Below are 13,244 nucleotides of genomic sequence, written 5' to 3'. Positions count from 1 at the left end.
ATTCTGTGATTAGATGCTGCTGTTGAATGGGAATTTCCGTTTATTCATACTGCCAAAGAGGAACTGCAAGTTTGCCAAGTTGTTGCAAATCTTGCCCCGCATCTTCTGGATTGCTATCTGCCAAAACCTGCTCAACAGTCATACTGGTGAGAGGATAGTAAGCTTCATCTATAAATTTAAGAATTTCGTTTTTGACATCTTCAGCTTTTTTCTCAGACCAATTCGTTAAAGTTTGAGACTGTTCTCGATACCAACGGATAAAATCTTCGCCAGTAACTTTGGGGCGTTTCGATTGCAGATTGATGCGCTGAATGGTGTGAATAAAGGGATTATCGTTATTTCCTTGACGGCTGACCTCGTGATAACTCTGTTCAAAATCTCGATAAACTTTATCTAAGTTGCTGTGTAGACGCTGGCACTTTTCCTGAATTTCTTCCAGCCTAGCCCGCAGCACACCATAGAGTTCAGCCGCTTTATCACACCGCTTCCAATGTAAATAAGTCTTCCATTTTTGGTCAGCCCGTTCTTTGTATCTTTGGCAAGCTGTTTGGATAGTATTTTTATTTGAAAACCAAGTTTCTGCGGCTTCTTTAATCTTTTCTTCTTGTGATTCTAATTTCAAAGTATTGAAACTGGTTTTCGCTTCTTGCGACTTGTGCTGCACGCTCTGCTGTAATTCATCCAGTTTTTGGGAGGGTTTGGTTAAAAATTGCAAGGCATAAGCTAGTCCATTGGGACGGTTGAGACTCCGCTCCCACCAAGTTGCGATCGCAGTAGTTGCAGTCTGTTCTAAGCGATGAAAACTCAATCCCAGTTCTTGAGCCGTCCGTTGTTCAAATTGATCCAATTGGCGTTTGTAGAGTTCTTTGATCGTCGCTAAAGCTGTGCGATCATGACGCATTTCACCAATTCGGAATTCGGGTTTGATTTGTCCACCGCGATCGCTTTCAGTCAACGCATTTAGGACAGTAGTAGCGTCTGCTAACTTGCAATCTTCTAAAAACCGGGCGATGTCGCTTTCTAAATCGATTGTTGGGGTAGATGCGATTAACTCATTCTTCAGCAAGCTTTGAGCATCCTCTAATTTCATCCGCTCGTATTGCTGTACTGGCAGAGTCATGGTAGCAAAGCCAAAACTACAGTAATTTATATTGCGTCCTCGAACTTTTTCACCAGTTGCCAGATAAGCGCGAATGTTATCAGCAACGTTAGCAGCGTCTAGACCGATTTGAGAACCAATCTGGATGTACAAGCCATCTGCAACTAAATTTTGCAAATCGTCTGGACGACCGACTACAGTACCATTTTTGTTAACCCCATCAATTAAAAATACAGCATCAAAGGGAGGGCGATCGGCTTTGATTTTTCTGATCCCATAATCAATCTCAATACTATTAGATGGTGACAATCCCCAAAAGTGTTCGATTTCCTTGAGAGCGCCATAAGCATTAGACTTTACCAAGTGAGTTTGGGGAATATTGGCAAACACTCTGGGTAAAACAAATACCCCCGTAATGTTAGAAAAATTATTCAGATGTTGCCGTGTTAAAAAAGCCGCATCTAAGAATGTGCCACTGCCTGTCCCACCAGCCAAACTGCCAACAATAAAAACTTCGACACCATCCCGACTGGAAACTTGAAAGTTGTCTGTAAATGTTTGTTTACTAGTGCGAATTTCGCGGACAGCATTGATTGCTTGAGCAATTAAAGCGTCAATATCGCCTACTTTCGCAAATAAGGCGAGCCGTCCCCGGGCCCGAATCTGTCCAGCACCACTAATCAGGCTAGCTGCTGGAATGTCCCTAGGCCACCATTCAGCGATGTGGTCGTTACGTGTTAGCGGTAGGGGATTTGCAACAGAGATTGCATAAAGTTCATTAGGTTCCAAGAAAACCTTAGTGCCATCAGGTGATTTTTCTCGTTCTTGGATGTTTTCGGTAGTATCAATCGAAATAAAACGAATAACTTCTGGTACTGAGCCGTAAACATCTATGAATCGCTTTTTAAGTTTGAGTACGACTTCATAACCCGTTCCTCCTAACCCGATAACAACGGTAGGACGAAATACAACCGTGGGACGCACAACCGTGGGACTTAACATTCACTTTCCTGTGAGATTATTCAAAAGTTTGTCTGCCCACTGCTTGACTCAGAGGGTCTTTGGTGTTCAATCCAGTTAAATTGCAGCTTAACGTTGTCAATTTCGATGATGTCCTCGTTGTAAAGTTCATCTGTATTTATCTTTTTAGTATTGACAAAAATTACACCTTTCAAACACTGCAAATCTATATTTTTTTTGCCTGCCCGCCAAACTGTGACTAATTCGGCATCAGAATTTGTCGCCGCAACAGCTGGTATCAAATCACTCAAGCATACTCTCCCCTTCTGGAGGTTAGTGAGACTAATCTCTTCGTCTTGGGATGATTGTGGCAGTGGTTCTAGCACTACCAATGCTCCTTCTAAGCGTTTGCGGGTGCGAAAATCTTCGGCTAATTCCAAGGGGGTTTTGCGTTGAATCAAACAAACTACTATCAGGGTAATTAACAACACCAGTAGCCCTAACAGCAACCAAATGACTATTTTTCGTCCCAATGGCATCAAAATATGCAGATGAGCTTCCGTAGTGACAGGACTAGCAGTTGAGTTATCTGGAGTCAGGACTAAGGTGAAAGTGCGTTGGCGTAGCCCGTCGTAGACATCGCCTGCAAAACTGCTATCAGTAACCTGCAACTGCACAGGAATTTTAGTTTCTCCTGGTTGTAAGGTTATAGCTGCTGAAGGTTCTGCTATAGAAACGTCTTTGGAATTCCCTTGCAATTGTAAGCTAGCTGTTCCAGATATATTGGTGCGAACTACCAAATTTTGGGTTTCAGTGGTTTTGCCTACCTCTGTTGAGCCAAAATCTATCCGTGTAGGTTGTATTTGTAGTTTCGACTGAATGGTTAAAGGCAGATCAATTCTAATTGGTGCGATCGCTTGGTCTGCGCTGATCAACACCAAGCGCAAGTTATTAGCGCCCCCCTTTGCCTGTGCTGGTATCTGTAAACGCACGGGAATAACTGTTGCTTGATTAGCAACTAAGTCGATGGTGCGATCGGGTGAAATTAAGCGAATACCACTTTGCTGAGGGTCTTCCAATTGCAAACTTACTTTACCATTGACATTACTGATGCTATTAATATTGATCGGTTCAGTAGTTGTTCCAGGTAATACTGGTTGCAAATTGGCAGTGGGTAAATTGACATCAAGTTTGGGTGTAATCAGCACTGGTCGGATATTTTGAGCCAGCTTGTTGAGTTGAACTCCTCCCGGATCTCGTAATACCTGTCCCTTTCCGCAAAGCGCTGGATTACTAGCAAAGTCATTTAGTTGCTTTTCGTGTTCTTTTAATCCTAAAGACACGAAAAATATATAGGGTTTGCATTGTTGCTCCCGTAAAAATTGGGTATTACTAGGAATGAGAACAGGATTAGGAATACCACGCACATCTTCTAATCCATCCGTCAGAAATACTATGCTGACAGTCCGACCAAGAGCATCAGCACGTTTGTTTAACAGGGCGGAATGTTGCAGCGCTTTTTGCACAGCCTTACCTGTATGAGTCCGCACACCCTCAGCCTGAAGTGAGCTAATTATTTGCTTGAGTTTACCTCTGTCTGGATTACTGGTAATCTTGATATCATCTGCATTTAAAGTTACATCTTTGTCAAAAGTATAGATAGTAACGGTATCACCTAATCTGGCAGTGTTAACAAATTCAGTAATAGAATTCTTTACTGGTTCAAAAATATTTTTGGTTCCACCTACACCACGCATGGAAGCAGAAGTATCTACTACTAAAATCCAGTCAATTCCCCCTTTATAAATAGTCTGAGCAGATGCACCACACAAGTTATAAATTGATATTATAGCCAAAACAATAATGCTTTGGATTGAACTAAATCTTAACCAATACTTGAAGTATCTAAAACTCATTGATAGATTTCTCCAGGCAGATAAATTTTATATTGGTCTTTCTCACAGCAATATATGAATGGTTTAGATTTAAGTTTCTAATTTTCAATATATTTTGACCTTTTTACCAAGTTTTTATCCTAAAATTTAAATCTCCCGCACAACAATCCTTAAGAGATTACTGTCCTTATTTTCCCAACGGTTCGCTGTTGGGAAAGCAACGCTAAAGATAAATTACTAATTCTTCTTGTGTAAATCCCATTAATAGCCCGATTTTGTAGACAATTTTGCTGATTTTGGGCTGGGTAATTATTTTTTTTGATTTAAAGTGTGAATTTATATTACATTCAAAAGTAATAATCCTGATCAGTGTTTTATCAAGTTATATGTTACCTATTTTCAAAAAAAATGTCACGTTTTTTGGGGATATTCAAGTTATTAAAAACTCAAAGCTGACCTCTTGCTGAAGTCAGTGAATATATACAAATTAATTGAGATAATTGCCCAGATAATTTTATATTTCCGTTTAATTAGCCTTGACAGTGACAAAGCTAAATTGTTAATGGTTGTAGTTAACAAGTTAATCCGCTTAAGTTAAGGCTTAACTCTTTGTCAAAGTCAATTTTTTTAACGTAGATGCAAAGCGGTGAAGCAGCGCAGTCTTCTCCCAAAGGGAGACGCCAAAGCGTAAAGCCTGCGGCATGGCAACTCTTAGAGACGCTCTTGCGTTCGCTTAGAGTGAGGTACGAGCGTCACTTGGAGGGCTTGCCACAGGCTACCGCCTTCTCTACGAGACACTATGTGTAGCTTGCTCCCCCGTAGGGGTACGCGCAGCGTCTCGTAGAGAAGGATGCAAAGGAAGAGAAGGAAGAAATGCTTAACTCAAGCTCATTTTCAGACACTTGTTTTGAAAAATGCTACTAAGAATCATGACCGACTAACGGCAATAGCAAGCGGCTAACTACTCGATTATCTGGTAATTGATAAAAATTCAATTGTCCTCCCAACCTCTGCATGAGGTTTTGACAGATTAGCAGATGTAAACCTGGTGGTTGGTCAAGGTTAGAGGCAGCAAGCACATCTTTGGGTGTATTATGTAGCTCTATTAGTAGCTCTGGTTCGATCGCACCGTTATATGTAATCGACAGTTCTAGAGATGTCTGATGTTCAGCCTCTGTACTTGCAGAAGAATAATTTGGATCTACGGTTTTAGATGCATCTAAACGGCGACACCAAATGTCAATTCTGCCGCCGATTTGAGAACGGTTACAGGCAGTAACCAATAATTCATGGATAACTAATTCAATTTTGACAATATCACCAGCGATCGCCATTGCAGATTGAGTATTTGAAGTAGGAACGTCTTTGGCTAATGAAGAGTTCTTTGGCGATTGTTCCTCAATCTGTTGTCCCAAACCATGTACACCAATCCACAGCTTTTGTTGTTTGACTAAATTTTCGATGCGTTCGAGCGATCGCTTCATTAAACTGGCTATGGGTATAGTTTCCCAACTTATGTTTAATTGCCAGTGTTCAAGTTTTAGCATTCCACTCATGGAGGTGGCTGTGTGGTCTAACTGCCGCAGCAATAGCTGGTAGCGCATCTGAGTAAGTTCATTAGCAGGAATGCCCAAATCATGTATTTGTCTAAGGGAGTGCGCTGTTATTCTTTGGATTTCCTCTGAACGACGATGTTTGTACCAGTTGAGTTGTCGTAATTCCTCTGTTGTGGATTCTAGAAGTTGGGTAATTTGCTTTTCACGACGCCACCAGGCTAATTGAGAAATCAGAGTTATTGTCGCACTGAGGTTTTGTTCTGACCAGCGACACTCCTGATAGTCTGCCAACAAGACTACAGCTGTGGTTTCATAATCAGCATTGGTACGTAATGCCATCACCAAAATTTGACCTTTCTCTGGAGCATTCAACCATTTTCGAGTTTCTGGGGGTAAATCATCTACCTTCAAAATCAGGTAACTCTCCGTACCAAGGGCCCACTGAATTAAGGCTTCAGCCTGGATAGGAATAGATGCTTCAGAAAAAATCCCAAATTTACTATTCTCAATCACTCCAGGGATAATTTTTGCCCAACTTTCACCAGGTGACCAGGATAGCAGTACCGCTAAGGGACAGCCCAAAATTGATGCTATTTGTTCGAGTGCTATCCGTTCTAAATGCTTTTTTTTGACCTCGATTTTGCTGTTCTGGGATTGTGTCAGGATGCGTAAGCATTCCTCAAATGCCTGGGAAGTTTTTTGCTGCTGAGTGGTGCGGTTGTGTAATTGCCACTGACGAAGAATGACACCAATCTGTTGACTGACGGCCCACAGTAATTCCTTTTCCAGAGTTGTCCAATAACGATGGGTTTCGTGAGTAATGACCAAAAGTGCTGCTGGTATATGCTCGTGAGTGCATTTACAAACAAGTAGCGATCGCACACCATTTTCTAGTAAAGGGGGACGCCAGTTAAAAAAGCGTAAATCTTCATCTAAGTTCTCAATTTCCACCGCTTGAGTTGAACGTTGCAAAAGCTGCCCATCTAATTCTTTGAGAGGATGAAGCGTAAATGTCAATGGTCGGCGATTATAGGGCTGACTTTGGTAAATAAATTGATAATTATTCTGCTCAGTGTCATACTGCAACAATAAAAAGCGGGTGGCTGCTAATCGAGCTAAAACTCTCTTAGCACAGCTGTGTAAAGTTTCCTGAAGGTCATGTTGACTATAAATACCTTGGGCAACTTGACTAGTCAGTTGAGCATCCTCTTGAATCTGTTTAACGGTGCTTTCCATGCTTTCAGCGGGTGCAACCAAGGAAATTAAACCAGCAACACCTTGGACGAAATTTTTGTCTGTCTCCGTCCAGATTCGAGGTTCATTGCTTTCCACCGCCAGAAAACCGAGCAAGTTCTTTTGCCAAATTATCGGAGCTGCCAAGAGCGATCGCACCTTCAAGCGTTGCAGCAATTTTGCCGTAAAATGGCTTTTCAAGGAACTACGGGCATCACCAATCGAGACAATTTGGTTAACTGCCAAAGCATAATAAAAATCGCTCAACTCCTGTACAGTAATTCCTGCTGCTTGCTGATTGCTGGAATTGCGATCTATTTTGACCAGCTGATTGCTCATCCGACACCAAAAGTAGCGCCCTTCCCGCTCAAACCAGTAAACATTTGTCCGACTGGGGGAGACAAATTTATGAGTTGCTTGCACCGCTGCTTCAAGTTTTTGATTAAGGTTAGTCAGGGTGCGTAAATTTTCTAGCAATTCTAATAATGGCTCGTCGGTTCTCTTGGTTTGCTTGTACTGCAAATCCATCTCATTTTGATAAAGCACTGCCCCCAATTCACCTAAAACCATCATCAAACGTGCTTTTGCTTCCCCTGTAAGTAGGTAGCCCCAGCGTTCTGAACCCAGTAACAGCAAACCCAAGCAGCGGTCTTTATGGCGAATAGGTAGAATAATGGTTCCCTGGATGTGGAATTTTTCTGCAACTTTTCGCCAATCGGCGGCGCGGATTTCAGTTTGCAAATCGGCTATGCCCAAGGGATGCTGTTCAATCACCACTTGCTCTAATAAATCCCCGGAACTGAGAACAACCCTTTGTCGTAAAAAGCTCGTGTCACGATCAGGTGTGATGCCCCCTTTGCCGAATAAAATGTGATTCAGGCGATCATAAAGAGCAATCCAAATCAGTCTGTAGTCAAACTGTTCCTTAAGATAAGAAATAGTAGTTTCAATCAGAACGTCAACATCTTCTTCTTCCCTAAGGCTCTGGAGGACGCGTCCCAAGGAGAGGATCTGCTGTTCGGCGGCTATAGGTTTTTGCGGCTGCCCCATCTGATTTATTGGTTTACATAACTTGTAATATATAAGATGCCCACAAAAGCACCCTGAGTAATATTGCCACAGGTGTTTGCTGAAAGTTCTAAGTAACAGGTTCGTTGAAGTTAGATCAGGAAGTGCTAGGGAAATGGGCGTAACTTCGTCTAATGATCGAGAGGAGCAGAGACAAATTTTAGAGGAAAAGCGAGAGTCTGCTTTCTTCAGCAGACTATCACAAGAAAAGCAGCGCGATTCTGCTGAAAATTTCAGGTTTTCATAAGAGGAGCAGCGACAGCTTGCTCAAGAAATGAGAAATTCTGCCGAACAAAGCCGGCATGCTGAACAAGTGCGGCAAGCTAAAGAAGAACTCCGACAAGCTAGAGAGGAAGCGCGGCAGTCTACCGAATTCGAGTAGTATTAAGAATTGAAATGGATATTTATCAACTTGCCATTCGTCCGCTTTTGTTCAATCTGCTAAAAACCGATTCAGAGTGGTTACACCAGCAGACGATTCGCAGTTTTAATTGGCTATCCCAAACAGGCGTTCACCAAAGAGCTAGTTGGGTAAACCAACGCTTAAAGCACTCCTTATGTCTGTACGATTCACGCCTAGAACAAAATTTGTTTGGGCTAAACTTTCCAAATCCTCTAGGGTTAGCAGCTGGCTTTGACAAGGATGGAGTAGCTGCTGGCATTTGGTCTAACCTGGGTTTTGGCTTTGCAGAACTAGGAACTGTAACTTTTCACGCACAGTTAGGAAATCCGCGTCCCCGTTTGTTTCGCTTGCCGTTGGACAAAGCTGCTCTCAATCGCATGGGCTTTAATAATCGCGGTGCAGCAGCAATGGCGGCACGTTTGGGACAAGAAAAGCGGGATAACGTCGAGTTAATACCCATAGGGATCAATTTGGGTAAATCTAAGGTAACTCCCTTGGAAGCCGCCGCACAGGATTATCTCGATAGTTTTCGCTTACTCAAGGATTTGGGAGACTATTTTGTTGTTAATGTCTCTTCCCCGAATACACCAGGGTTGCGATCGCTCCAAGATGCTTCTATGCTCAGTACCATCTTGGAATTATTACAACAAGAAAATAATTCACAAAAACCAATTTTTGTCAAGATAGCGCCAGATTTGGATTGGGTTGCGATCGCTGACATTATTTCTTTGGCTAAAACCTACCAACTGGCGGGAATTATTGCCACTAACACCACCATTCGCCGTGATGGACTGAAAACTCAGATAATTGACCAAACTGGCAAATCACCCCAGTCAGAAGCTGGCGGAATTAGCGGTGAACCATTGCGCGATCGCTCCACTGAGGTAATTCGTTTTATTTGGCAGCAAACCCAAGGACAAATCCCAATTATTGGCGTTGGTGGCATTTTTTCCCCGGAAGATGCTTGGGAAAAAATTACTGCTGGTGCTAGCTTGATCCAGGTTTATACAGGCTGGATTTACGAAGGCCCACTGATGATACGTCGGATTCTTTTAGGTTTGCTTGTCCTACTAGAACAGAGCGGATTAAATTCCATCAACGAAGCTGTGGGTTTAGAATTCAAAAATCAAAAGTAATTAATATTTTTGATTTTTGAATTGTTATCCTTCTTCCTCCACTGGGAAAAACTCCTTAGTTTTTTCCGAGTATGACCAGGCAATACCATCAGGGTCTTTGCTGCGACTCCACTCTGGAAACTCTGGATCATTTCGCCGTTTATAAACCGTGCTGGAATAGACATTTAGCCGTTTGGCGAGTTCAGATTGGATCAGAGAACCAAAAATTAACTGTTTCTCCAGCGATCGTTTAGCTGACTCAGGGTTTGGCTGAGGGAGTGATTCGGTTTCTAGTTCTTCCTCCTGTGGGGTTGGTAGTGGTGGTGCTAGGAGCGATGGCTGCGCCAACGTCTGCGACGAACGCGCAGTTTTAGTAACTGGTTGAGTAGGAAGTTCTTTGACAGGCTCACTACTATCAAGAATATTGCCGAGAATGCTGGCAGTTATAAAGTAATAAGACTGCCCCGCTTCGTCAGAGTTGAGTATACTGGCACCAAATTCCGAGGCTTTATCATCCAAGTAGCGTTTTGCCGTTGCTCCAGGAAAATTGCCCCTGATTGCCAAGTCCATTGGCGTAAGTCTGCCCTGATTTTCACGAACCAATTGATGAAAAATTGGGTTAACTCGTACAGTCCACTGTTGCCATTGATATTCCTGCCAAAGCTTGAAGCCAATTACCAGGAAAATTACCGCCAGTAAAATTCTCCAAGTAGCAACCAGGAAAACAATCAAAAACGAGATGGGCAAAAGTAGAACGAGAAAAGCCTTGCCGTTATCTTCTATGGGTTTTTCACTCATGCCGATTTTTGCCAAGTGAATTTTGGGAAATAATATTATTATCTTGGCAAAAATTGGGACACTTTTTTGTATATTTTGGCCAAGTTGTGGCAAATATGCCAGCTAAACCTTTATTTAGTGGGTGTTATAACCTTCTAATCCTACAATTTATTTAATATTGGTTTGCGATCAGGCAAAAGTTTTTTCCAGAGAAAATAAGAAAGTTTTGAGGAGAGCGATCGCAATCCAGTGTGGATAATATTCCCCCGAAATTTTGAGTAGCAGCTCGCTTGCTTGTACCACTCAAACTTTTGTTTCCACAATAATTCTAAATTAGCTTGCCAGCCCCTTGACAACAAATAACATATATACTACATTAATAATACAAGTCAACTTTCATTAGGAAGTTAGCTTTCACTAGTAGCGGATAGCTCAAATGACAGAGCGCCCACCTTGCCCGCAAAGGCCGACATATCGAGGGTTATCGTATATAACTAAAACACCCTTGATCAAACTTCTAGAGGTGCAGGAAAAAATCCTGTTCCGCTACACCAAACTAATTTTAGATAATGGAATTGAATCTAAAATCTAAAATTTAAAATCTAAAATTTTTCATGTGGTGGGTAGCTCAGTGGTTAGAGCGCCTAAACCTTATTCACCCCTTGCCTGAAAAGGCCGACGAATTGAGGGTTATCGCCTGCCAAGCGGGAGGTCGCGGGTTCGATTCCCGCTCCACTACACCAATTAATTTTAGATATTGGATTGAATTTAAATTCAAAATTTTCATGTGGCGGGTAGCTCAGAGGTAGAGCGCTAAACATCCTTGTTCACCCCTTGCCTGCAAAGGCCGACGAATTAGGGTTATCGAATCGGGTTCGAGAGGTCGCGGGTTCAAATCCCGCTCCGCTACACCAAATAATTTTGGATTAAATTTAAAATCCAAAATCCAAAATCCAAAATTTTCATGTGGCAGGTAGCTCAGTTGGTAGAGCGCCGAAAAACATCCTTGTTCACACCTTGCCTGAAAAGGCCGACGAATTAGGGTTATCGCCCCTTAAGCCGGATGTCGCGGGTTCAAATCCTGCTCTGCCACCTTTCATTTTTGCCCGCAAGGGCCGGGAGATGAAGCGATGAATTACAATTTTTTCACTAAAAAGAAGACAACTACACCCCAAAATCAACCTATCCCCGGACGAGAAGCAGAAATGGTTCAGGGACGTTCCGGGGGTTGGATGTTTGATGCTGGTATTTGGAAGATGCTGCGCCGTTGTCTGTTGGTTGGCACAGCAAAAAGCACTTACTACGCTGGTAAACAGGAATTAACTGAGGATTTTGTGACAGTTGTCAGACAAGCTGTTGCTGAAAATCCCAGCCGTGCGGCAGAAGAAATTCTGTATGCTAGCGATGGACGCGCCATCAATAACAGTGCGCCTATCTTAGCTTTGGTACTGCTGTCAATGGGTGAAGCACCACAAGCAAAACAGGCTTTTGGTGAAATCTTCCCGCAAGTTGTCCGCACTGGTAGCCACTTCTACGAATGGTTGAACTACACCAAATCTCTGCGGGGATTTGGCAAGGTGGTGCGGGAAGCTGGTAAAACTTGGCTCTCACGGGAAGATGTTAAGGGTTTGGCTTATCAACTGTTGAAATATCAACAGCGTCAAGGCTTCTCCCACCGAGATGCGTTACGGTTGTTTCATGTCAAACCGCCTACAGAAAATCACCGTCAACTATTTGAGTGGGTAGTTAGAGGCTGGGAAGAATTGCCAGCAGACATCCCCTCGGAGGCGTTGGCGCAGATTTGGTGGTATGAGTGGCTGAAGCGGAATCCTACCCAAACCCATGAAGCTATTTCCCAAGGACGCTTAACCCACGAAATGGCTGCACCTGTGGGCAAAATGGACAAGCTTGCTTGGCAGCTGCTATTTCAAGAAATGCCAATAGGTGCAATGCTGCGTAACTTGGGTTCTTTAACTGAACTGGGTGTATTGCGAGCTGATGAAAGCGCCAATTTACTGCAAGTGGAAACAGTTCTTAATCGCAGAGAACATCTGCGTAAAGGTCGCATCCATCCGATTGATGTTTTGAAAGCACTCAAAACTTATCAATCTGGTGGAACATTAGGACGCAGTAAGAAAACTTGGAACCCAGTTCCTCGGATTGTGGACATTTTAGAAAAGGCGGTTGAACTGTCTTTTGATGTTGTGCAACCCACAGGTAAAGTGTTCATGCACGCCGTAGACGTTTCTGGTTCTATGGGTAGCTTGATTGCAGATATAGGACTAAGTTGTTGTGAAATTGCCACTACAATGGCATTGGTAACAGCAAAAGCAGAGAAAAACTACATGATTCGCGGCTTTGCTACGGAATTCCGTGAATTAGGTGTCACCGCCAAAGATAGTTTTAGTTCTGCGGTTCGCAAAGCTAGCAACCAAAACTTCGGTGGAACTGATGCATCTGTAGCTTACGACTGGATGATTAAGAATAAATTCAAGGCAGATGTTGTCTGCTTTTGGACTGACTCAGAAAGCTGGGCGGGAAATAAGCATCCAAGTCAAGCGTTGAAGGAATACCGGAAAAAGGTAAATCCCAACGTCAAGGCAGTGTATGTCACCTTGACACCTTACCAGATTACCTTGGTAGATCCTGAAGATTCGCTGTCTTGGGATTTGGCAGGGTTCGATCCGGGTACGCCTCGGATCATCCAGATGCTGGCTACGGATGAGTTGTAGATATTGCTGAAGGGTAATGGATGAACACTTTATCCTTCAGACTTCATGGCGGGTTACCCTTATTCGCAACTTGCCTTTCGGGGCCGAAGAATTTAGGGTTATCGGTTACGTCTCCACCATTGTGGGGATTAGCGGGTTCAATCCCCGCACCCGCCTTTGTTTTTGATTTTTACCTGACGCAAAGAAGAAGGCGATTTAATTTTTGAATGGTCGTTTTTCTATTTCAGCGATGGGTAAAAGTAGGGTGTCTTCGATGTGCGAATTCATGTCTGGCATCAATGGCTTAATCGGCTGAATTTTTTCTTCAGTGCAGTTGCTGCCCAAAAGTGCGATCGCATACCTACCAAAATTAAGTGATCGCATTTCTACCTTTTACATAATAGACAAAATGCTTCTTTTGCAACAT

General features: G+C 42.9%; 7 protein-coding genes and 3 tRNA genes. 5 read left to right on the top strand and 5 right to left on the bottom strand.

Going from position 1 to position 13,244, the window contains the following annotated elements; translation table 11 throughout:
* Positions 1–40 precede the first annotated feature (40 nt).
* From V7K21_RS02255 to V7K21_RS02245, 3 genes are all read right to left on the bottom strand, one after another.
* Positions 41–2,101: a tubulin-like doman-containing protein gene (locus V7K21_RS02255; RefSeq protein WP_335171197.1), complete on the bottom strand. Its 2,061-nt coding sequence runs from the start codon at positions 2,099–2,101 to the stop codon at positions 41–43.
* A 20-nt stretch (positions 2,102–2,121) separates the two neighbouring features.
* Positions 2,122–3,915: a vWA domain-containing protein gene (locus V7K21_RS02250; RefSeq protein ID WP_335171196.1), complete on the bottom strand. Its 1,794-nt coding sequence runs from the start codon at positions 3,913–3,915 to the stop codon at positions 2,122–2,124.
* A gap of 959 nt (positions 3,916–4,874) precedes the next feature.
* Complete coding sequence (locus V7K21_RS02245) at positions 4,875–7,793, bottom strand: sensor histidine kinase (protein ID WP_335171195.1); 2,919 nt, start codon at positions 7,791–7,793, stop codon at positions 4,875–4,877.
* A gap of 414 nt (positions 7,794–8,207) precedes the next feature.
* Here V7K21_RS02245 and V7K21_RS02240 point away from each other — a divergent pair, with 414 nt between their 5' ends.
* Positions 8,208–9,350: a quinone-dependent dihydroorotate dehydrogenase gene (locus V7K21_RS02240; protein WP_335171194.1), complete on the top strand. Its 1,143-nt coding sequence runs from the start codon at positions 8,208–8,210 to the stop codon at positions 9,348–9,350.
* A gap of 24 nt (positions 9,351–9,374) precedes the next feature.
* Here V7K21_RS02240 and V7K21_RS02235 read toward each other — a convergent pair whose 3' ends face one another.
* Positions 9,375–10,127 (bottom strand): hypothetical protein, encoded by a 753-nt coding sequence (locus tag V7K21_RS02235; protein WP_335171193.1) that lies wholly within the window; start codon positions 10,125–10,127, stop codon positions 9,375–9,377.
* A 595-nt stretch (positions 10,128–10,722) separates the two neighbouring features.
* Here V7K21_RS02235 and V7K21_RS02230 point away from each other — a divergent pair.
* The 4 genes from V7K21_RS02230 to V7K21_RS02215 all read left to right on the top strand — a co-directional run bounded on the left by V7K21_RS02230 (position 10,723) and on the right by V7K21_RS02215 (position 12,838).
* Positions 10,723–10,849 (top strand) — tRNA-OTHER (locus V7K21_RS02230).
* 44 nt (positions 10,850–10,893) lie between these two features.
* Positions 10,894–11,020 (top strand) — tRNA-OTHER (locus tag V7K21_RS02225).
* A gap of 53 nt (positions 11,021–11,073) precedes the next feature.
* A tRNA-OTHER gene (locus V7K21_RS02220) sits at positions 11,074–11,199 on the top strand.
* A 37-nt stretch (positions 11,200–11,236) separates the two neighbouring features.
* A complete protein-coding gene (locus tag V7K21_RS02215) occupies positions 11,237–12,838 on the top strand; it encodes a TROVE domain-containing protein (RefSeq protein ID WP_335171192.1) in 1,602 nt (533 codons plus the stop codon).
* 195 nt (positions 12,839–13,033) lie between these two features.
* On the opposite strand, the gene V7K21_RS02210 is transcribed toward V7K21_RS02215, so the two are convergent.
* Positions 13,034–13,201 (bottom strand): hypothetical protein, encoded by a 168-nt coding sequence (locus tag V7K21_RS02210; RefSeq protein ID WP_335171191.1) that lies wholly within the window; start codon positions 13,199–13,201, stop codon positions 13,034–13,036.
* Positions 13,202–13,244: the final 43 nt, after the last annotated feature.

The organism is Nostoc sp. (assembly GCF_036919595.1).
Classification (GTDB): Bacteria; Cyanobacteriota; Cyanobacteriia; order Cyanobacteriales; family Nostocaceae; genus Nostoc.
Note: the sequence above shows the minus strand (reverse complement) of the source record. Positions and strands in the feature narration are given on the sequence as shown.